At 60.7% G+C, this 20,850-nt stretch carries 15 protein-coding genes; 13 read left to right on the forward strand and 2 right to left on the reverse strand.

Annotation, left to right across the window (positions count from 1 at the left end; translation table 11 throughout):
* Positions 1-332 precede the first annotated feature (332 nt).
* The 3 genes from METAC_RS0121410 to nikR all read left to right on the forward strand — a co-directional run bounded on the left by METAC_RS0121410 (position 333) and on the right by nikR (position 5,616).
* The gene (locus METAC_RS0121410; protein ID WP_026608589.1) at positions 333-863 is read left to right on the forward strand and encodes a hypothetical protein; all 531 of its coding nucleotides are present in this window, start codon (positions 333-335) and stop codon (positions 861-863) included.
* A gap of 606 nt (positions 864-1,469) precedes the next feature.
* Positions 1,470-4,913 carry a pyruvate carboxylase gene (gene pyc, locus METAC_RS0121420; protein ID WP_026608590.1) on the forward strand — a complete coding sequence of 1,148 codons (3,444 nt, stop codon included), beginning with the start codon at positions 1,470-1,472 and terminating at the stop codon, positions 4,911-4,913.
* Positions 4,914-5,139: 226 nt separating this feature from the next.
* Positions 5,140-5,616 carry a nickel-responsive transcriptional regulator NikR gene (nikR, locus tag METAC_RS0121425; protein WP_026608591.1) on the forward strand — a complete coding sequence of 159 codons (477 nt, stop codon included), beginning with the start codon at positions 5,140-5,142 and terminating at the stop codon, positions 5,614-5,616.
* 86 nt (positions 5,617-5,702) lie between these two features.
* Here nikR and METAC_RS0121430 read toward each other — a convergent pair whose 3' ends face one another.
* Positions 5,703-8,024 (reverse strand): TonB-dependent receptor, encoded by a 2,322-nt coding sequence (locus tag METAC_RS0121430; protein WP_245257538.1) that lies wholly within the window; start codon positions 8,022-8,024, stop codon positions 5,703-5,705.
* A 389-nt stretch (positions 8,025-8,413) separates the two neighbouring features.
* Here METAC_RS0121430 and METAC_RS24900 point away from each other — a divergent pair, with 389 nt between their 5' ends.
* On the forward strand, positions 8,414-9,637 hold the full coding sequence (locus METAC_RS24900) for a HupE/UreJ family protein (protein ID WP_245257539.1): 1,224 nt from the start codon (positions 8,414-8,416) through the stop codon (positions 9,635-9,637).
* 37 nt (positions 9,638-9,674) lie between these two features.
* On the forward strand, positions 9,675-10,541 hold the full coding sequence (locus METAC_RS0121440; RefSeq protein WP_026608593.1) for a hypothetical protein: 867 nt from the start codon (positions 9,675-9,677) through the stop codon (positions 10,539-10,541).
* 39 nt (positions 10,542-10,580) lie between these two features.
* On the opposite strand, the gene METAC_RS0121445 is transcribed toward METAC_RS0121440, so the two are convergent.
* On the reverse strand, positions 10,581-11,441 hold the full coding sequence (locus METAC_RS0121445; RefSeq protein WP_026608594.1) for a prephenate dehydratase: 861 nt from the start codon (positions 11,439-11,441) through the stop codon (positions 10,581-10,583).
* Positions 11,442-11,730: 289 nt separating this feature from the next.
* Here METAC_RS0121445 and METAC_RS0121455 point away from each other — a divergent pair, with 289 nt between their 5' ends.
* The 8 genes from METAC_RS0121455 to rpsT all read left to right on the forward strand — a co-directional run bounded on the left by METAC_RS0121455 (position 11,731) and on the right by rpsT (position 20,731).
* On the forward strand, positions 11,731-12,327 hold the full coding sequence (locus METAC_RS0121455) for a c-type cytochrome (protein ID WP_156898306.1): 597 nt from the start codon (positions 11,731-11,733) through the stop codon (positions 12,325-12,327).
* 195 nt (positions 12,328-12,522) lie between these two features.
* Positions 12,523-14,418 (forward strand): extracellular solute-binding protein, encoded by a 1,896-nt coding sequence (locus METAC_RS0121460; RefSeq protein ID WP_425338927.1) that lies wholly within the window; start codon positions 12,523-12,525, stop codon positions 14,416-14,418.
* A gap of 9 nt (positions 14,419-14,427) precedes the next feature.
* The gene (locus METAC_RS0121465) at positions 14,428-15,516 is read left to right on the forward strand and encodes a microcin C ABC transporter permease YejB (protein WP_026608597.1); all 1,089 of its coding nucleotides are present in this window, start codon (positions 14,428-14,430) and stop codon (positions 15,514-15,516) included.
* Between the two features lie 3 nt (positions 15,517-15,519).
* Positions 15,520-16,692 (forward strand): ABC transporter permease, encoded by a 1,173-nt coding sequence (locus tag METAC_RS0121470; RefSeq protein ID WP_026608598.1) that lies wholly within the window; start codon positions 15,520-15,522, stop codon positions 16,690-16,692.
* A 76-nt stretch (positions 16,693-16,768) separates the two neighbouring features.
* Entirely contained in the window at positions 16,769-18,394 is a 1,626-nt protein-coding gene (locus METAC_RS0121475; RefSeq protein ID WP_026608599.1) for an ABC transporter ATP-binding protein, read from the forward strand.
* 17 nt (positions 18,395-18,411) lie between these two features.
* Positions 18,412-19,632, forward strand: a complete 1,221-nt coding sequence (locus METAC_RS0121480; protein ID WP_026608600.1) for a phosphopentomutase — start codon at positions 18,412-18,414, stop codon at positions 19,630-19,632.
* A gap of 19 nt (positions 19,633-19,651) precedes the next feature.
* On the forward strand, positions 19,652-20,296 hold the full coding sequence (gene upp, locus METAC_RS0121485) for a uracil phosphoribosyltransferase (RefSeq protein WP_026608601.1): 645 nt from the start codon (positions 19,652-19,654) through the stop codon (positions 20,294-20,296).
* 168 nt (positions 20,297-20,464) lie between these two features.
* Positions 20,465-20,731 (forward strand): 30S ribosomal protein S20, encoded by a 267-nt coding sequence (gene rpsT, locus METAC_RS0121490; RefSeq protein ID WP_026608602.1) that lies wholly within the window; start codon positions 20,465-20,467, stop codon positions 20,729-20,731.
* Positions 20,732-20,850: the final 119 nt, after the last annotated feature.

Below are 20,850 nucleotides of genomic sequence, written 5' to 3' on the forward strand. Positions count from 1 at the left end.
TCGTTGCAGGGAGATCCGCTCCTAATGACTTCGGCATGCGGCGGAGTATCCAGCATTCGGGCTTTCGCAGATCGGCAATTATGCGGGGATCATGAACATCTGCCGTCGGAGCTTGATGTCGAGAACCCGTATGCAGCTACTTGAAACGGGCGCCCATTTTCCTGTTCGTCCCTTGGCGCCGGATAATCTATGGCCAATTCTCCGCTTTGGTGAGTTGGCGGCTACGCGGGCATATCGGATCGCTTTTGTATGCGCCGTTATTGCCTTTTGGCCTTCGTCCAGCGGCTCGTCGCCGTCCATTCCCCGCTTTCTGGTATAATCCGAGTGTTAAAATGATGATCAAATTGCCGCCGCCCGTTCATGGCCTCCTTGGCATTCTGCGGTCTGAAGTTGGCCCGGAGGTTTTGCCGAGTTCCAGCTTTTTGTTGAAACTCAGCCTCGGCCTCTTTGTCGTCTCCGAATTTGCCGTCAAGCTTCCGACCCATTCTTTTTTCGGCGCGATAGGCATTGGAATTACGGCTGCGGCGCTTCTGGCCTTGTTTGCGGCTTTGGTAGCTAAACTCCTGGACCATGATGAACGGCTGGCCCAAACTCTTACGGCATTAGCTTTTGTCGGGGCGATCGTCGCCTTAATCAATTTTTTCTTTCGCTTTATCCTGGTGCTGGGCTTTGGGTTTATTGGCGATGAATTGCCGGCGCAAGAACTTGCAAGCTTTTTGCTTTTTCCGATTTTTTTATGGAATGTCATTCTTTTTGCCTCGATCTATCGACGCGCGTTTTCGCTCGGGTTGATCCTGTCTTTTGCTCTGTCTATTGCGTATCTCTTGATTCTATTCTTTTGGATTCCGCATTTTTTCAAGTAATGCGTCGCCGACCGCAAAAGCGACGATACGTCGTTTCGGTGTAATTGGGCGATTTTGGTTATTCGAGGGGAGCTTCGGCGAGCGGCGGATTCGTCGGTTTTCTGCCTTGATGGAACGCATGTCTCGACGGAGCGGGGCGCTTGGACGACTTTCTTGCAGGCGTCTGTTCCCTTGCGACGCCTCTCTCAGAGGGGGCGTCAACTCGGTCGCTAAAAGTTCGCTTTTGCGCTATTGGTTACGCTTAGGATGAAAGCGGCTGGTTGCGCAGGAATCCGATCGCGATCCCGTCGGACCAAATCATACGGAACGAGCTCCAGTTCACTAAATTGGAGTAAGTCGTCATGAGACATCGGATGTGCTCGATGTTTAGATGTCGAAAAAACTCGATCGGTTCATTTGCAACCTGCTTACATCAGCGCTGGCGACAAATTTGCCTAGATCGTTTGATCCGCGCCGGGAAGGGGCGGCCGGCCGTGCTGGCGTCGCTTCGTGGCGTCGTGCAGTTTTTGCTTTGTGAAAGAGTGGCAAAACGCGAAGATCGCGCAGCGAAATGGGAAGCGGCGGTCCGCGACCGAGATTTCATCATCTTGACCAGAGCGAGCATCCATGGCCCGAATCCGCCGTTTATTGGTCGCAAATCGATCCGAGATCACAATCCGCGTTTTTAGGGCCGCGACCGAATTGGGTATTCGCACTGTGGCGATTTATGCGGAAGAGGACAAGCTTTCGCTGCATCGTTTCAAAGCGGATGAAGCCTATCAGATCGGATTCGGCAAGGGGCCGCTCGAGGCGTATCTCGCCATTGACGACGTCATCCATATTGCGCGGGAAGCGAAGGTCGACGCCATCCATCCGGGCTATGGTTTTCTTTCCGAAAGTCCCGAGTTCGCCGAGGCCTGCGCCGCCGCAGGAATCGTCTTTATCGGCCCGTCGCCTCAGACAATGCGCGCTTTGGGCAATAAGGTCGCGGCGCGCAATCTCGCCGTCTCCTGCGGCGTGCCGGTTATGCCGGCGACGCCCCCGCTTCCAGATGATCCCGCCTCTGTAAAGCGCCTCGCGCGGGAAATCGGCTATCCAGTCATGCTGAAGGCGTCCTGGGGCGGCGGCGGTCGAGGAATGCGGCCGATCGAGAGCGAGGACAAGCTTCTTGAGGCTGTGACCAGCGCGAAACGCGAGGCGAAAAGCGCTTTTGGCAAGGACGAGGTCTACCTCGAAAAGCTGGTTCGTCGTGCGCGCCATGTCGAGGTTCAAATTCTCGGCGACGCCCATGGCGAGCTCGTCCATCTTTTCGAGCGCGATTGTTCCATTCAACGGCGCAACCAGAAGGTCGTCGAGCGCGCGCCGGCGCCCTATCTCGATGAGGCGACGCGCGGCGCTCTCTGCGAGGCGGCGCTCAAGATCGGCCGGGCGACAGGCTATGTCGGGGCGGGCACTGTCGAATTCTTGCTCGACGCCGAATCCGGCGGCTTTTATTTCATTGAGGTCAACCCTCGCATTCAGGTCGAGCATACGGTCACGGAGGTCGTCACCGGGCTCGATATCGTGAAGGCGCAGATCCGGATCGCAGAAGGCAAGCGCATCGGACGGATCGAGGAAACCGGCATACCTAGGCAAGAAGAGATTCGGCTTTCCGGCCACGCCTTGCAATGTCGGATCACGACCGAAAATCCGGAGAATAATTTCATCCCGGATTACGGCCGCATCACCGCTTATCGAGGCGCGATGGGCTTCGGCATCCGCGTCGACGGAGGGACGGCCTATTCGGGTGCGATCGTCACCCGCTATTATGATCCGTTGCTCGAAAAAGTGACGGCTTGGGCCGCCACGCCGGAGGAGGCGATCCGCCGGATGGATCGCGCTCTGCTCGAATATCGCATCCGCGGCGTCGCGACCAATCTGGCCTTTTTACACAACATCATCAATCATCCGCGCTTCATCGCCAATGATTATACAACCCGCTTCATCGACGAGACGCCGTCGCTGTTCGATTTCAAGAAGCGCAAGGATCGCGCGACCAAGCTGCTGACATGGATCGCCGACGTCACGGTCAATGGCCATCCAGAGACCCGCGGAAGGGCGCGCCCGCCGGCGACGGCGCGAATCCCGGTTCCGCCGCGCTTCGCCGCCGCGGCGGCGCCCTCGGGCGCGCGCCAGCGCTTCGAGGCGCTCGGCGCGAAAAAATTCGCGGAATGGATGCGCGCCGAGGAACGCGTCCTCGTCACCGATACGACAATGCGCGATGCGCATCAGTCCCTGATCGCGACCCGCATGCGCACGAAGGATATAGCCGCGGCGGCCGAGGCCTATGCGAAGGGCCTGCCGCAGCTTCTGTCGCTCGAATGCTGGGGCGGCGCGACTTTCGACGTCGCCATGCGCTTCCTCTCGGAAGATCCGTGGGAGCGGCTCGCCCTTGTGCGCGAGCGCGCGCCTAATCTCCTGACGCAAATGCTGTTGCGCGGCGCGAATGGCGTCGGCTACACGAATTATCCCGATAATGTCGTCACCTATTTCGTCCGACGCGCGGCCGCTGGAATCGATCTTTTCCGTATTTTCGACTGCCTCAATTGGGTCGAGAACATGCGCGTCGCCATCGACGCCGTATGTGAGACTGGGAAACTCGCCGAAGGCGCGATCTGCTACACCGGAGACATTCTCGACCCTACGCGGGCGAAATTCTCACTAGATTATTATGTCGGCGTCGCGAAGGAGCTCGAGCGCGCCGGTTGCCATATTCTCGCGATCAAGGACATGGCTGGCCTGTTGATGCCCGCCGCCGCCCGCGTTCTCGTCAAGGCCTTGCGCGAATCCGTCGGCTTGCCCCTGCATCTGCACACGCATGACACGTCGGGAATTTCGGCGGCGACTGTGCTCGCCGCCATTGACGCCGGCGTCGACGCCGTCGATGCGGCGATCGATTCCATGTCCGGGATGACCTCGCAGCCCTGCCTCGGCTCAATCGCCGCCGCCGTGCGCAACAGCCCCCGCGATACGGGACTGGACCCGGAAGCCATCCGCCAGCTCAGTTTCTATTGGGAGGCGGCGCGGGCGCAATATGCGGCGTTCGAGAGCGATCTCAAGGCCGGGACGTCGGAGGTTTATCTCCATGAGATGCCGGGCGGGCAGTTCACCAATCTGCGCGAGCAGGCGCGCGGCCTTGGCCTCGAGACGCGATGGCACGAGGTGGCGAAGGCCTATCGCGCTGCCAATGATCTGTTCGGGGACATCGTCAAAGTGACGCCGTCCTCCAAGGTCGTCGGCGATATGGCTTTGATGATGGTGGCGCAAAATTTGACGCCGGAAGACGTGCTCGATCCCAGACGCGAGATCGCTTTTCCGACCTCCGTCGTTGAAATGTTGAAGGGCGATCTCGGTCAGCCGCCAGGAGGTTGGCCCAAGGCGCTGCAGGCCAAGGCCCTGAAGGGCGAGAAGGCGATCGATGCGCGGCCCGGCTCGTTGTTGCCGACGACGGATCTTGCAGCGGCGCGCGCGGAGGCGGAGAAATCCAGCGGCCGCCAGATCAGCGACGACGAATTCGCCTCCTGGCTGATGTATCCGAAAGTGTTCACGGAATTTTCGGCCACCTTGCGCCGCTACGGCCCTGTCTCCGTCTTGCCGACGCCTGTGTTTTTCTATGGGATGCAGCCGGGAGACGAAATCTCGATCGAGATCGAGCCTGGAAAGACGCTTGTCCTGCTTCTGCAAACCATCGGCGATACGGACGAGGACGGACAGGTCAAAGTCTTCTTTGAGCTCAATGGTCAACCGCGGCTTATCCGTACGCAAAATCGCGGCGCGGCGGTGAAGCTTGTTACGCGGAGAAAGGCCGAGGAGGGCAATGAATCTCATGTCGGGGCCCCGATGCCGGGCGCGGTGTCGACGATCGCCGTGCGCCAGGGCCAGGAGGTGAAGGCCGGCGACATTGTCGCGACGCTCGAGGCGATGAAAATGGAGACCGCGCTACATGCGCCGCGCGACGGCAAGATTTCCGAAATTCTCGTCGCGCCGGGCCAGCAAATCGACGCCAGGGATCTTCTGATGCTGCTCGAATAGTTGATCGTGGATCACAGCGACCGCTGAAATAGAGAATTTCCGCCGTATTGATCGCTCGCCGGACGACAACATCCGTCTATTTATGCTAGGCCTGATAGCGGAACAGGCGGAATTGATTTTCCATCTGAATGCTGCTCGCAATCAGGCGATTTGGCCGCCTCTTCACGCGCGGCGAATGCGGCTGACGACGAAAGCGGCCGGAGGCCAAAGAGGGGGGCTTAATTCTATGCAGCGGGTGACCGTCACGCTCGACGATGAGCTCATCGCCGAACTTGACCGCTTTATGAGCGGACGTGGCTATCACAACCGTTCGGAGGCCATGCGCGATCTGGCGCGCGCAGGGATGCAGCAGGCTGGCGTGGAATCGAGCGAAGCCGGCGAATGCGTCGCCGCGCTGGTCTATGTCTATGATCACACGGTGCGAGAGCTCGCTAAGCGTCTCGCTGACGCCCACCATGCGCATCACGACCTTTCAGTCGCCTCGACGCAGATTCGTCTCGATCATGCGAGTTGCATGGAGGTCGCGCTCCTGCGCGGCGTGACGGGGACCGTTCGACAGTTTGCCGAGCATCTCATCGCCGAGCGCGGCGTACGGCATGGCCGTCTCGTGGTTGTGCCGGTGGAAGTTCACGAGGAGACCCACGCCCATGGCGAAGACCATGCAAAGAGCCATGCGCATATACATGTGCGTCATGCGGGGTAAGCATATATCCGGGGCTTAGTGCGCGGTTGAGAAGGCCCGGCGCCTGCAAAAGCCCTCATAGGCGAGCGGCGTATTTAAACGGTCCTTTAGAACTTGCCGAGAAGCGTCAAGCGAAAAGCCAGAGGCTCGACCGGGTGAAGGACGCGGTCCATGACGCCGTTCTGGCAAACCGAGGTCGGCGGCGGCGTCGAGCTGTTGCAGGCGTTGTAAAGCGAGTCCGTCTTCAGCAGCGAGCCATAGGCGTAGGTTATCTGGTCCGACCGGCTGTTCGTGATGTTGAAGGCGTCGAGCTGGATTCGCCAGCCATTGTCAAAATTATATCCGACTCGCGCGTTGAGGAGCCCCGTCGCGGGCGATCTAAAAGCATTGTCCTCGGTCAAGGGCCGTGTCCCGAAGTAACGATAGCCGAGCCCACCGAACCATCCGGTCTTTTCGCCGATCTGGACGTTCAACGTGCCGATGAAGGCGGGCGCGCCGGGGATGTAATTGCCTGGCGCATTGCCGATTTGCGCTTGAGGGTAGCCGGTGAGCGAGTAGTAAGTCGCCGCCTGCGCGTAGTCGTAGCCGAGAAAGCGCGCGCGCGCAAAGGTGGCGTCGGCTTCGATATCGAGCCAGGATATGGGTCGGTAATCATTGGTCAATTCGATGCCGATGCGGCGGGTCGATCGGCTCGGCTGGGTGTCTCCCGCGTCGCCAGAAAAAATATTCTCTGAGGCGGCGTCGAGGCCAAACAGCGCTATCGAGCTATTCAGCCCCTCTATCGCCTTGGTCCGGACGCCGATTTCCGCGCCTTGCGTCGGCGTCAGGAAGGTCGCTGGCTGAAGCCTGTTGATCGGGTCTGTGGGCTCGACCTTTACGGTGACGCCGCGCAGGTCGTTGCTGTGGAAGCCCTGGCCAATATCCATGTAGAACTCGGTCTTGTTGAACGGGCCGAGGATCAGGCTGCCTTTTGGTCCCGGAACGAAGGCGACGGCATTGCCGGAATTCTGAGGTTGGGACACGGCGTTGACGGAGCCGGCGTAGAGATCGCCGCGAATCCCGACGATCATCTTGGCCCAGTCGCTCCAATGATAGGTTTGCTGAGCAAAGAGGCTGATGTTGCCTTCCTTCACGTAATCTTTTCGGATTGTAGAAAGATATTGCCGGTTTTGCGTGTCGGTCAGGAGCAGATTGATCGCGTCGAACCGCGTTTGCACGCCGAACTCCGTTTCCGTCGGAATTCCGGCGATCGTGTTGGTCAATGTATAGGAGGCGTTCGCCCCGCCGAAGGTGCGGGTCTCGTGCTGATGAAACTGGTCGCCTTGGACGGGATTTTGGAGGAAATAGGTGAAATCGTTCCAGAGATTGAGCCCGCTTCTGACCACGAAGGCGTTGGCTTGCCAGGCGTTGCCACCTTCGGTCTTCGCCCATTGGGTGGAAAGCGAAAAGCGCTCCGTATTGCCGCCGTCAGTCGGGTTCAGGGAGCCGAAGAGGCCGACCTCGCTGACCGCGCGCTCGGGGATTTGATCGGTCGAGTTCCAGTGATTGCCATAGGCCATTCCGGTGATGGAAAAGCCGTTGAGCGCGGTGCCCTGACTGTAGCGCAAAACGCCATTCAGCTTTTTCAAGTCATCGGGATAGGCCCATGGGCCGTTATAGGATCCGATTTCTGCGGCGTAGAGAATATTGCCTTCGCCGGTTTTGATCGAGCCAAAGCCCAAATAACGCAAATAGTCGAAGCTGCCGAGCGTCGCTTTCGCATATTGGCCGTCGAAACTGTCGAGGAGATTGATATGAACCGAGCCGGCCGAGGCGAAATCGCCCTGGTCCGCGAAATATGGGCCTTTCTTGATGTCCACCGAGCTGATGAGCTCCGGGATCAGCATGTTCAGATCGGAATAGCCCTGACCATGCGCGTGGGTCGGCATGTTCATCGGCATGCCGTCGAGATAGATGGCGAGATCGGTTCCGTGGTCGAGGTTGAAGCCGCGCAGGAAATATTGGTTCGCCTTGCCGTCGCCGCTGTGCTGCGTGATGACGAGCCCGGGCACGATCTCGAGCGCTTCGGCGGGCCGCGAGAAAATGCGTTGGTTGACTTCTTGGCCTGAGACGGTGAACGCGCTCGCTGCGTCGTTCATGTCGGCGGGAGTCCCTGTTCCCGCGCTCGTCGATGGATTTCCCGCAAAGTTCGGAAATGTATACGGTTCTGGGTTTGGCGCGTTGGATGCGGTTTCCACGTCGATCGGGGCGAGCGCGACGGCCCCTTGTTCAGCTGGTTGTGCGTCGGTTTTAGCCGTTGGTTGGTCCGTCTCCGCGCGCGCGCCGAAGGTGAGAGCAATCATCAAGGCGACAGCCGATCCGCTGGCCATGGCGATTTTCTTGATTTGCCGCATGTCCGCCCGATCGACGCCTTTTCTCTGCTGCGGCATGCAGCCCTCTCCCCGAGCTTTCCATTTTATCGCTTAGGCGCGCCAAGCCCTTTCGATTGCGCCTGAAGTTAAGGGAAGCTCCCGCATGCTGTAAGATCAAAAATTAAAATGATCATATAAAGCCCATATATGTTGCGAATCTGCAACATATGGAGAGCAAGACCTTAGTGAGTCATCGCGGGTTGGAAGCGGTCTTTGTCCGTCCGCTTTCGAGCGATGTGGGACGCCCGACCCGATGTTAAGCGCAAGCTGCGCCTTGGACGACGAGATACTATCTTTCTGATCTTCAGCGTGGCAAAAAACGCCGAAAGAGGACGTCCCTTCAATCGAGGCTGGACGCCAGCGCCGCCAGAGCGAGAGGCTCGGGTTTTGGGGAGGATAGGCTGAGAATGTGGACTGTTCGCATGGCGGCGGGCGATTCCCGTCGCGCGGGATCGTCGTCACCGCAGGCCGGGATGGCCGAAGCATCGAGGCGCTCGACGGCCGGCTTCAATTGGACGGCGCTCAATGGAAATCCAATTTTAGCGCGAGGCGGCGCTGTGCTGGCCGCGCTGGTCTTCCTGCTTTTTGCGGCTGCTCTTCCCGCGGCGGCCCACACCGCCGACATTTCGACGGCGCGGATCGTTCCGAAGGGCGACCGCCTCTATAGCGTCGACGTCGCATTGCTCGCGACCGACCTCGAACGCATGTTCTCCACCGAGGATCAAGCGTCCGACCTTTCCGCGCCGGGCGCGCTCGAGAAGGCGATCGGCCTGTTCATTCTCAAGCGCGTCGATCTCGAAGGCGCCGACGGCAAGAAATGCCGCGGCTCGGTCGATTCCGCCGGCGAAGATCCCGAAAGCGCAGACGGCGCGCGCATCGTCATGACCTTCGATTGCAGCGACGTCCAAGGCAATATTTTCTATAACGCCCAGCCGCTCTTGGAGGTCGCGGGATCAAGGGCGAGGCAACATACTTTCATCGGCGAAGGCGCGAACGCGTCGCAGTCGGTCGTCGATCAGAGCAACGCCCGCTTCGATCTTTCCGCGCCTCCGGCGAGCGTTTGGCAGCTGGCGGGACGGTATCTTTACGCCGGCGTCGAGCATATTCTCACCGGATACGATCACATCGCGTTCCTGCTCGCCGTCGTGCTCTGGGCGCGCCGGGTCTGGCCCGTCGTCAAGATCGTCACTGCTTTCACCGTGTCCCACTCGGTGACTTTGTCGCTGGCCGTGCTCGGCATTGCGCGCCTTCCGGCCGCGCCCATCGAGGCCGCCATCGCATTCTCGATCATCTTCGTCGCCGTAGAAAACTTCTTCTCGCGCAATGTCGATAATCGTTGGATGGTGACTTTTCTTTTCGGCTTCATTCACGGATTTGGCTTCGCCAGCGGTCTTCTCGAGCTTGGCGTTCCGCGCAATGCAATCGCGCCCGCTTTGGCCAGCTTCAATATTGGGGTGGAACTCGGGCAAATAGGCATTGTCCTCATCGTCGTCCCTGCGCTCCTCGCGATCGACCGCTTGACGGGGGGAAAGCGAAGCCCGAGGCTTGTTTATGGGGCCTCCATCATCATAGCGCTCCTCGGCGGCTATTGGCTCCTGATGCGGACGGTGTTCCTGCACGCATCGAGTTGAGAGGACAAAGATCAAGAATGTCCCAGGGAGAGTCCGCGTGTCGCTACGAACCGGCTTAAAGCGATCTCGGCGCGGCATTATCGCGAATTTAGGCGACGGAGCCGCCGATACTTGGGCGCGCCGATCGAGGTGCGGCCGCGCGCTGGCGCAGGTTCTCGCGGTTTGTCCTCTTTTTCTCTCGGTCTTCTTGATCGCGGCCTTCACCGGCTTCGCCAATGTGAAGCCGGCGGCGGCGTCCGACGCGGGCCGCCAAGCGCTCATCGTCGCTTATGCCGACGAGCCGTCCGAAACCGAGCTCGAGCGGGCTCAAGCCGACGCCGATTACACCAAGGAAATCGCCAACCCCGATGTCCATCTGTTCGATTATCTGGCTCTCGCCCTCGGCCTGTCGGTCGTCCTGATCTGGTTCTTTTGCCCGGATCTCGTGCTCCGGGTGCGAGGCGATATATTGCCTTGGCGGATCAAGATGCGACTCGATGGGCTGGAGGCGCGCCGCCTCGCCATAGCCGCGTCGGTTTTCGGCCTGACTTCGGCTGAACCGGACGGAGAATGGCCCGAGGAGCGGAGGAGGTATGACGCGATCGCCGCTTCGGCGAATGCGCTGCTCGAAACGGTGCGGCAGGGCCTCAAGCTCGATTCGATCGACGAGAATAGCGTGATTTTCGCCCTCGACCGCCTTCTGGCGGATGCGGAGAGCCTGACGGCGCGACTTGCGTCTCTCGCTCCGGGCCCTGTTCCGGCGGCGGAGCGCGTCGACGTCGATGGACTGAGCCGGATCCAGCGAATCAATCGCAGCTGGGAGCGCGTCTTCGCCAAACGCGAGCTCTCCAGGCTGGTGACGCTCAGCCAATTGAGCGCCATGGGCTGGCCGAATTGGTCGAGACTGGCGAGCGCGGCGCGATAGCTGCGCCTCTTGGCTTTGCGCGTTTGAACCTGCCGGCGATCACGCCCGCCGCGCGCCCATCTGGCTGTCGATCCGAAAAGGATGCGCCGGATAGACCCCGAGAATTTTCAGCTCCTTGCAGAAAAACGCCAGCTCCTCGAGCGCCAGGGCGAGCGCCGGGTCCTCCGGATGGCCGTCGACGTCGGCCAGAAACTGGGTTGCGGTGAATTCCCCTTCGACCATATAGCTTTCGAGCTTGGTCATGTTCACGCCGTTCGTGGCGAAGCCGCCGAGCGCCTTATAGAGGGCGGCCGGAACGTTGCGCACCCTGAAAACGAAGCTCGTGACTGTCGGCAAGCCGCGCGGCGCCCAGACGGCCGTCGGCGAGAGCACGACGAAGCGGGTCGTGTTGTGCGGCTCGTCCTCTATATCGGCGGCGAGCACGTCGAGATCATAAATCTCCGCCGCCAGCTTGGTCGCGATCGAGGCCCTGGTGGGATCGCCCGCTTCGACGATTTCGCGCGCCGAGCCGGCTGTATCGCCAGCCACATGCGCCGAAAGGCCGAGCTTGCGAACGATCTTGCGGCATTGGCCGAGCGCATGAACATGGCTGTGGACGGACGCTATGGCGTCGAGCCGCGCGCCCTTGAGGCCGAGCAATTGAAAGTGAATAGGCAGAAAATATTCGCCGACGATGAAAAGCCCGGCGCTCGGCAAAAGATGATGAATATCCGCGACCCGGCCGGCGATGGAGTTCTCGATCGGGATCATTCCGAGCTGCGCCGCGCCTTCGATGACCGCCGTCAGGGCATCTTCGAAGGTGGCGCAGGGCAGGGGGAGCCAATCCGGATAGGCGTTTCGGCAGGCTATGTCGGAATTTGCGCCCGGCTCGCCCTGATAGGCGATCTTTTTGGCGGTCATGTTTGGCGGACCCTTTCGCGCAAGCTTGAGAGCGCATGGCTATGGCATGTTCCGGGCGGCGCCGAAACGTTTTGGCGCGCTTTTAGCTTGCAGCGCGGAGGCGGCGACAAAAAGTAGCATCGATTCCCCCTTTAATTATGCTGCAATGCAATGTATCTAAGGAGCATGTGATGTTGCGCTGCAGCGTAACGGGCGCCGTCGATCGATTCGGGCTCGTGAATCGCTGCGCGCCTCGGCCTCAGACGCAAAGGCGGGAGGTCGAGTTAGAGCGATGAAATGTGGTGCGGCAATGGGAACTTACTTTATCGAGACAGGTAAAATGGCCGGCGGCTTGCTGGGCGCGCTTCTTTTCGCGCTGGTTTTGACCAGCGTGTCCAATCGCATTTTCGCCCATGGAATGCACGCCAAGCCGACTCATTCGGTCGTCGTCCTGGAAAAGAGCCCCGTCGATGTGAATGCGAGCGCTCCGGCCCCGGTCGTCGCCGAGGCCACGCCGGCGGCGTCGGAGCCTGCCGCTGCTGTGAGCGAGTCGCGCAGCGTCGTGGCGAGCGAGCCTGCTGCAATGCTTACGGCGCCGGAGAAAAAGGCTGATGCCGAGGAGAAGGGCTGCGCCTCTTGCGACGCCGTTGAAAAATCTGTCGTCGCCAAGGCTGGGCCGCCTCTCTTTGCGATCGTTGATCGCCCGAAAAACTCGGTCGCCGGTTTGGCGCATTCGAATTCGCTTCGGGCTCAAGAGGCTAGTTGGACCGTGAATGAGCTCGATCAGTATCTCGCGAGCCCGCATGGAGGCGCCCAGGCCAGCGAGGCCGAAGCCGCCAAGCGCGCGGATATGATCGATTATTTGCGCCGACTGGCGGATCATCCGCAGCGCGGGCGCAGCAAATAGGCCCTATATTCCGCTTCTTGGGAGCGCGTTGAAACGCCGCCGGGTTTCCGTGCGGCGTTTTCGCGTCTATTATGACGCCTAGAGCCTGCGGTCCTGGTCGGAACTCCAACATTTCCTCGCTCGATTCACGAGCTGGAGCCGGCGCGCCGAGTCCCTATCTTTCGCCGAAAGGCGATTTTGCGCCGCGAGGCAAATTTGACAGCGAATCGATCCCTGCCTTTCCCCTCGTCCTTCACGCGCCGCTTCTTCCTTCGCCTCCTGGCTGGAAGCCTCGCCGCGCCCGCTGGCTTCGCCCGGGCAGCCGCGACGGCTCAAGAGGTCGAAAGCCACGGTCTCTCGATTTTTGGCGATCTCGCGCTTCCGCCCGACTTCGATCATTTCGCCTATGTCAATCCCCAGGCGCCGAAGGGCGGCGAGATCGCGCTCCAGGTCAGCTCGATCTCCGGCAACCAGAATTTCAGCACTTTCAACACTTTGAACGCCTATATCTTGAAGGGCGACGGCGCCGCGGGAATGGGCCTTATTTTCGATACGCTCATGACGGGGCATGGGGACGAGCCAGATTCCCTTTATGGGTTGGTCGCCCGCGCCGTCCGCGTCTCCCCCGATAAGAACATTTATCGTTTTCTGTTGCGCAAGGAGGCGCGCTTCCACGACGGCTCGCCTCTGACCGCGCGCGACGTCGCCTTCTCCTTGAATATTTTGAAGACGAAGGGCCATCCGTCGATCCGGCAAGCCCTACGGGACATGGACTCCGCCGAAGCCGAGGTGGAGGACGTGGTCGTCGTCCGGCTAAAGCCGCGGCATAGCCGCGAGGCGGCTCTGATCGTCGCCGGCCAACCGATTTTCAGCGCCGCTTATTATAAGGCGCATCCCTTCGACGAGACGACTCTCGAGCCGCCGCTCGGATCGAGCGCCTATCGCGTCGGACGTTTCGACCAAGGCCATTTCATCACATTCGAGCGGGAGCCGAATTATTGGGCGAAGGATTTGCCGGTGAATCGCGGGCAAGCCAATTTCGACCGCATCCGGTTCGAATATTTCGGCGATCGGAAAGTGGCTTTCGAGGCTTTCAAGGCTGGAGTCTTCACCTTTCGGGAGGAGTTCACCTCGGCGGTCTGGGCGACCGGCTATGATTTTGCCGCCGTCAAGGACGGTCGCGTGAAGCGTGAGACCCTGCCCGACGAATCGCCCATGGGCACCCAGGGCTGGTTCCTCAATATGCGGCGCGACAAGTTCAAGGATATCCGCATTCGCGAGGCGATTGGCCTCGCCTTCGATTTCGAATGGACCAACGCCAATATCATGTATGGCGTCTATTCCAGAACCGTCTCCTTCTTTCAGAATTCGCCCATGGCTGCGGAGGGAAAGCCTTCGCCGGAGGAACTGGCGCTTCTCGAGCCCTATCGGTCGGAACTCGCGCCCGCGGTGTTCGACGAGGTCTATTCGCCGCCGAAATCGGACGGCTCCGGGCAGGATCGCGAGCTTTTGCGCCGCGCCAGCGCGCTCTTCGCCGAGGCCGGCTGCAAGCGTCAAGGCTCGGTCTTGACGCTGCCGGACGGCAAGCCGTTTGAAATCGAATTCCTCGATTTCGACAATTCTCTAGAGCCGCACACCGCGCCGCTCATCAAGAATCTAAAGCTTCTCGGCGTGGACGCGCGCTATCGCGTCGTGGACGCCGCGCAATATAAGCGGCGGACCGACGCCTTTGACTATGACGTCGTCACCTCACGCTTTGGTCTCGGCCTCACCCCCGGCGAAGGGATGCGGGGGACCTTCGGTTCGGAGGCGGCGACAATGCCCGGCTCGCGCAATGTGTCCGGAATTTCCAATAAGGTCGTCGACGCCTTGATCGAGAAGGCGCTCGTCGTCGAGACCCGCGAAGAGTTGACCACAATCTGCCGCGCCATCGACCGCATTTTGCGGGCTGGACATTCCTGGGTCCCGATGTGGAACAAGCCCAATCATCTCGTCGCCTATTGGGATGTCTTCAGCCGCCCAGACCGCAACCCGAAATATGAGATCGGCGTCGTCTCGACCTGGTGGTATGATGAAGATAAAGCCAAGCGCATCAATTTCGTCAGCCGCTGACGGCGCCTGATGTTCGCCTATATCGCCCGCCGCCTCCTTTTGATGATTCCGACGATCCTCGGAATCCTGCTCGTCTCCTTCGCGATCGTGCAATTCGCGCCGGGCGGGCCGGTGGAGCGAATTCTGGCGCAATTGCAGGGCGTCGACTCCGGCGCCACTGCCCATTTCGGCGGCGGAGGCGAAATGGGCGCGTCGGGGGGCGGCGATTTCTCCTCGAAATATCGCGGCGCGCAGGGGCTCGACCCGAAATTCATCGCCGAGCTCGAAAAGCAATTCGGATTCGACAAGCCCGCCTATGAGCGATTCTTCTTAATGGTCAAGAACTACGCGACCTTTGATTTCGGACGGTCCTATTTCCGCGACGTGCCTGTGCTGCGGCTCATCAAGGAGAAGCTCCCGGTCTCGATCTCGCTCGGGCTCTGGATGACCCTTCTCTCTTACGCCATCTCAATTCCACTCGGCGTGAAGAAGGCGGTGAGCGACGGCACGCGCTTCGACGTCTGGACCTCGGCGGTCGTCATCATCGGCTATGCGATCCCGAGCTTTCTTTTCGCGATCCTTCTCATCGTCCTTTTTTGCGGCGGCTCGTTCTGGCAGATTTTCCCGCTGCGCGGGCTAACTTCGGAGAATTGGCCGCAGCTTTCGCTTTTCGGCAAGGTCGTCGATTATTTCTGGCATATCGCGTTGCCGGTCACATCCATGACGCTCGGCGCTTTCGCCACCTCGACCTTTCTCACCAAGAACTCGTTTCTCGACGAGATTCGCAAGCAATATGTTCAGACCGCGCGCATGAAAGGCCTCGCGGAAAACCGCGTTCTCTACGGCCATGTGTTCCGCAACGCGATGATGATCGTCGTCGCCGGCTTTCCCGGCGCGTTCGTGACGGCGTTTTTCGGCGGCTCGCTCCTTATCGAGACGATCTTTTCATTGGACGGCCTCGGCCTCCTCTCTTTCGAATCGATCGTCAATCGCGATTATCCGGTCGTTTTCGCCAATCTTTATATTTTCGCCTTGCTCGGGCTCGTCGTGAATCTCTTGTCCGATCTCACCTATATGTGGATCGACCCACGCATCGACTTTGAGACCAGGGAGGTCTGAGGCATGAGCGCGCCCGCCTCCGACATTGGCCTCGCCGTGAAGCGCGTCGCGCCTTCCGAGCCGGCGCGGGGCTGGCTTCGCCTGAGCCCGATCAACCAGCGCCGCTTGGCCAATTTCAAGAGCCATAAGCGCGGCTTGTGGTCATTCTGGATCTTCATGGTCCTGTTCGTGTTGTCGCTCTTCGCCGAATTCATCGCCAACGACCGGCCGATTCTCGTCGTCTACAAGGGCGAAATCTTGACGCCGGTTTTCCATGATTACCCGGAGGAGAAATTCGGCGGATTTCTCGCCCGAACCGATTATCGCGACGAGGTCATCGACAAGGAGATCCGCGAGCACGGCTTCATGATCTGGCCGCCAATCCGCTATTCCTACAAGACGATCAACCGACATTTGCCCACGCCCGCGCCCTCGGCGCCGACCTGGATGTTGACCGACGCGCAATGCGCCGCCGCGGCGAAGCGCTTCGCAAAGCTCGATCACGGCGGCTGCGCCGATATCGAGTGGAACTGGCTCGGCACAGACGACCAGGGCCGAGACGTGCTCGCCAGACTCATTTACGGCTATCGTCTTTCGCTGCTCTTCGGGCTAACCCTGGCGGGGGTCTCCTCCGTCATCGGGATCGCGGCGGGAGCCGTGCAGGGCTATTTCGGCGGCTGGACCGATCTTGTCTTTCAGCGTTTCATCGAGATCTGGTCATCGCTGCCGCATCTTTATCTTTTGATCATCATATCCTCGATCATCACGCCGAGCTTCTTCGTGCTTCTCGGCATCTTGCTTTTGTTTTCCTGGGTTCAACTCGTGCATGTTGTGCGCGCTGAATGCCTGCGCACGCGCAATTTCGAATATGTCAACGCGGCCCGCGCGCTAGGCCTCACCAACGCCGCCATCATCCTCAAGCATGTCCTGCCCAATGCGACCGTGGCGACGCTGACCTTCTTGCCTTTCGTTCTCAACGGCTCGATCACGACCCTGACCGCGCTCGACTTTTTGGGCTTCGGCCTGCCGCCGGGCTCGCCCTCGCTGGGCGAGCTTCTGTTGCAAGGTAAATCGAATCTTCAGGCGCCCTGGCTTGGGCTCACCGGCTTCATCGTCATCGCGCTGATGCTGTCGCTGCTCGTCTTTATCGGGGAGGCTGTCCGCGACGCTTTCGACCCCAGGAAGACGCTGCGATAGGCGTGGGGCGGCGCTTGGTCCTTTCAAGATCTATTTTTGCCTAGACGTCGACTTTTAATGGAAGCCGCCCCTCTCCATGCCTGAACCCAGCCTCCTCGACGTCCGCGACCTCACCGTGTCTTTCCAGCCGGGCGCTGCCGCGGCGCCTGCCGTCGATGGCGTCTCCTTCGCGCTGGAGCGCGGGCGCACGCTCGCTCTGGTCGGCGAATCCGGCTCGGGCAAATCGGTGACAGCCCTCTCAATCGTGAGGCTCCTCGCGCCCGGCGTCTTGCCGAAAGGCCAGGTCCTGTTCAAGGGCGAGAATCTTCTGAACTGTAGCGACGCGCGGCTCCGGGCCATTCGCGGCGCCGAGATCACCATGGTCTTTCAGGAGCCGATGACCTCGCTCAATCCTCTGCATCCGATTGAGCGTCAGATTGGCGAAATCCTCGAGCTTCATGGCGCGCGCGGCGCGGAAAAAATCCGCGCGCGCATCGTCGAGTTGCTCGAGGAGGTGGGCATTCCCGATCCGCGCCAAAGGCTCGGCGCCTTCCCGCATCAATTGTCGGGCGGTCAGCGCCAAAGAGTCATGATCGCCATGGCGCTCGCCAATCGTCCGGATCTTTTCATTGCGGATGAGCCGACGACCGCGCTTGACGTCACTGTGCAGGCGCAGATCCTGAACCTCCTGAAGGAGCTGCAGGCGCGTCATGGCATGGCCATGCTGTTTATCACCCATGACCTCGGCATCGTGCGCAAGATCGCGGATGACGTGGCGGTGATGCAAAAGGGCAAGATCGTCGAGGCGGGAAGCGTCGCGGAAGTCTTCGCCGCGCCGCGCCATCCCTATACGCAAGCCCTCATCGCAGCGGAGCCGAAAGGGGCGCCGCCGGCAATCGACCTCGCGGCCAAGCCGATCTTCAGCGCGGAGGACGTCCGCGTCTGGTTTCCGATCAAGCGCGGCTTTCTGCGCAAGACCGTCGGTTTCGTCAAAGCGGTGGACGGAGTCTCGCTCACCGTGCGGGAAGGCGAGACTGTCGGCGTCGTCGGCGAATCGGGTTCAGGAAAAACCACACTCGGCCTCGCCTTACTGCGCCTGATCCATTCCGAGGGCGGCGTCGTTTTTCTCGGGCGGCGGATCGACGGATTGAAGTTCAAGGCGATGCGGCCGCTCCGACGCGACATGCAGATTGTGTTTCAAGATCCCTACGGGTCGCTTTCGCCGCGCCTTTCCGTAGGCGACATTGTCGCCGAAGGCCTTCGCGTGCAAAATCCGGCCTTGAAATTCGCCGAGCGCCGCGAGATCGTCGCGCAGGCTTTGAGCGACACGGGTCTCGATCCGTCCGCGATGGATCGCTATCCGCATGAGTTTTCTGGCGGCCAGAGACAACGCATCGCGATCGCGCGGGCGATCGTTCTCGAGCCCAAATTCATTGTTCTCGACGAGCCCACGTCCGCACTCGATATGTCTGTGCAGGCGCAGATCGTCGATCTCCTGCGCGATCTGCAAAAGCGCCGCGGACTCGCTTATCTTTTCATCAGTCACGATCTCAAGGTCGTGCGCGCCTTGGCGAGCGAGATCATCGTGATGCGTCAAGGCAAAGTCGTTGAGGCGGGCCCGGCGGCCGCGCTTCTCGCCGCGCCGCGCAGCGACTATACGAAAGCGCTATTCGCCGCCGCCTTCGAGATCAAGGCCGAGGCCGGCGCCGTTTCGAGCGCTTGACCGGTTGAAGTAAGTCCATGCCCCGCGCGATCGTTCTGGTCCTCGACTCCCTCGGCTGCGGCGGCGCGGAAGACGCCGCAGCCTATGGCGACGCCGGGGCGAATACGCTGGGACATCTCGCCGGCGCCTGCGCCAGCGGGCGGGGGGATCGCGAAGGTTTCCGTAGTGGCGCCTTGCGCGCGCCCAATCTCGACGCTCTGGGGCTTGGCCTTGTCATCGAAGCGTCGAGCGGAGCCTGGCCCGAGGGGTTTTCCAGGCCGCGGGCGCCGGGAGCTCTTTGGGGCTACGCGGTCGAACGCGCGCACGGAAAGGACACGCCGGCCGGCCACTGGGAAATGGCGGGAGCGCCGGCGGCTAAGGCGTTCTTCTTCTTTCCGAGGACAGACCCCTGCTTTCCGCCTGGGCTGACCGAGGCGCTGATCGCCGAAAGCGGAATTCCTGGCGTTCTCGGCAATTGTCACGCGTCGGGCGTCGAGATTATCGAGAGGCTGGGCGCGGAGCATCTGCGGACCGGAGCGCCGATTTGCTATACCTCGGCCGACTCGGTCTTTCAGATCGCCGCGCATGAAGACGCGTTTGGGCTCGAGCGGCTCTATGCGCTTTGCCGGATCGCGCGCCGCCTTTGCGATCCGTTGAATGTCGGGCGCGTTATCGCGCGGCCCTTCCTCGGGGATGCGGACAAAGGGTTCGAGCGCACGCCTCGCCGTAAGGATTTTGCGATTCCGCCGCCGTTGGGCAATCTTCTCGAAAGGCTTGTGCATGCCGGCCACGAGATCGTTTCGATCGGCAAGGTCGGGGACATTTTCGCCCATTGCTTCACGGGCCGAGAGGTGAAGCGCGACAGTGACATGGCGCATTTCGACGCAACGCTCGAATCGCTGCGCGCGCTTCCGGACGGCGGCTTGATTTTCACCAATTTCGTCGATCTCGACACCGAGTTCGGCCATAGGCGGGATATTGCCGGCTACGCCCGTTGCCTCGAGCGTTTCGACGCCCGCCTGCCGGAGCTTCTCGCCGCCATGCAGCCCGGCGATCTCGCCGTCATCAGCGCCGATCACGGAACGGACCCGACTTGGTCCGGTTGTGACCATACGCGCGAGCATGCGCCGATTTTGGCGTTCGGACCCGGAGTCCCGGGTCGAGCGATCGGGCGACGGGAAAGCTTCGCAGACATCGGCGCGAGCCTCGCCGCGCATCTGGGCCTGCCTGCGACGGCGCAAGGCTCGTCCTTTTTATAGCGGCCGACAGGAGCAGGACATGGCGGACGACGCGCCGGAAGGAGTTCACGTCATCGGCCATCCTCTGGTGCAGCATAAGCTCACCTTGATGCGAGACGGCAAACAGTCGACGAAGAGCTTCCGGCAACTCCTCAACGAGATCGGAATGTTGCTTTGCTACGAAGTCACGCGCGATCTGCCGCTCGAGATGATCGAGGTCGAGACGCCTGTGGCGAAGATGATGGCGCCGGTGATCTCAGGCAAGAAGCTGATTTTTGCGCCCATCCTGCGCGCTGGCGCGGGCTTTCTTGACGGAATGCTGGATCTCGTGCCCTCCGCGCGGGTCGCGCATATCGGCCTTTATCGCGATCCGAAGACGCTGGAGGCCGTGGAATATTATTTCAAGACTCCGCAGGATCTCCCCGAGAGGCTCGTCATCCTGATGGACCCGATGCTGGCGACCGGCAATTCCGCCTCGGCCGCCATAGCCGGCTTGAAGAAGCGCGGCGCCAAGGACATTCGGTTCGTCTGCCTTCTCGCCGCGCCGGAAGGGGTGGCCAAGCTTCGCGGCGCGCATCCGGACGTCGAGATCTGGACCGCAGCAATCGACGAAAGGCTGAACGCGCATGGCTATATCGTGCCCGGGCTCGGCGACGCGGGCGATCGGATGTTCGGCACCAAATAGCGTCGCGTCGGAGCGTCGCAGGGCGATCTCCATTGCAATGGCGCAGCCTGCGCCGACCATTGACGCAGCCGAGCGTTCATGTGTATAAGCGCGGCTCTTCCAGCAAGGCATGGCCGTCGACGACGAGCGACGCAGAATGCGATGCGAAAATCCAGGAACATAGCGTAGATGGCGAATACTCCTTCGGCCAAGAAGGCCGTCCGTAAGATCGAACGGCGCACAAAGATCAACAAGGCGCGCCGGAGCCAAATGAGGACCTATGTTCGCAAGGTCGAAGAGGCGATCGCGTCGGGCGATTCCGCAGCGGCGGCTGCTGCGCTGCACGCGGCGGAGCCGCTTTTGATGCGCGCCGCGCAAAAAGGAATTGTCCATAAGAACACGGCCTCGCGAAAGGTTTCTCGCTTGAGCCATCGAGTCGCCGCTTTGGGAAAATAAAGCCCTTGGTACATGACTCTATTGGACTTTGGGAGCCCAGCGCGAGCTGGGCTTTTTTTTGTCGCGGCGGTTTCGCTCCATTGTAGAATCGTTGCAGTGGCGCGACTTTTCTACCGCAC

This window comes from Methylocapsa acidiphila B2 (assembly GCF_000427445.1).
In the GTDB taxonomy this organism is placed as follows: Bacteria; Pseudomonadota; Alphaproteobacteria; order Rhizobiales; family Beijerinckiaceae; genus Methylocapsa; species Methylocapsa acidiphila.

Coding starts and splice junctions, on each gene's coding strand:
- METAC_RS0121465 (WP_026608597.1), top strand. CDS start 14,428: ATGTTCGCCTATATCGCCCGCCGCCTCCTTTTGATGATTCCGACGATC.
- METAC_RS0121475 (WP_026608599.1), top strand. CDS start 16,769: ATGCCTGAACCCAGCCTCCTCGACGTCCGCGACCTCACCGTGTCTTTC.
- METAC_RS0121470 (WP_026608598.1), top strand. CDS start 15,520: ATGAGCGCGCCCGCCTCCGACATTGGCCTCGCCGTGAAGCGCGTCGCG.
- METAC_RS0121480 (WP_026608600.1), top strand. CDS start 18,412: ATGCCCCGCGCGATCGTTCTGGTCCTCGACTCCCTCGGCTGCGGCGGC.
- METAC_RS24900 (WP_245257539.1), top strand. CDS start 8,414: ATGTGGACTGTTCGCATGGCGGCGGGCGATTCCCGTCGCGCGGGATCG.
- pyc (WP_026608590.1), top strand. CDS start 1,470: ATGGCCCGAATCCGCCGTTTATTGGTCGCAAATCGATCCGAGATCACA.
- upp (WP_026608601.1), top strand. CDS start 19,652: ATGGCGGACGACGCGCCGGAAGGAGTTCACGTCATCGGCCATCCTCTG.
- nikR (WP_026608591.1), top strand. CDS start 5,140: ATGCAGCGGGTGACCGTCACGCTCGACGATGAGCTCATCGCCGAACTT.
- rpsT (WP_026608602.1), top strand. CDS start 20,465: ATGGCGAATACTCCTTCGGCCAAGAAGGCCGTCCGTAAGATCGAACGG.
- METAC_RS0121455 (WP_156898306.1), top strand. CDS start 11,731: ATGGGAACTTACTTTATCGAGACAGGTAAAATGGCCGGCGGCTTGCTG.
- METAC_RS0121445 (WP_026608594.1), bottom strand. CDS start 11,441: ATGACCGCCAAAAAGATCGCCTATCAGGGCGAGCCGGGCGCAAATTCC.
- METAC_RS0121410 (WP_026608589.1), top strand. CDS start 333: ATGATGATCAAATTGCCGCCGCCCGTTCATGGCCTCCTTGGCATTCTG.
- METAC_RS0121430 (WP_245257538.1), bottom strand. CDS start 8,024: ATGCCGCAGCAGAGAAAAGGCGTCGATCGGGCGGACATGCGGCAAATC.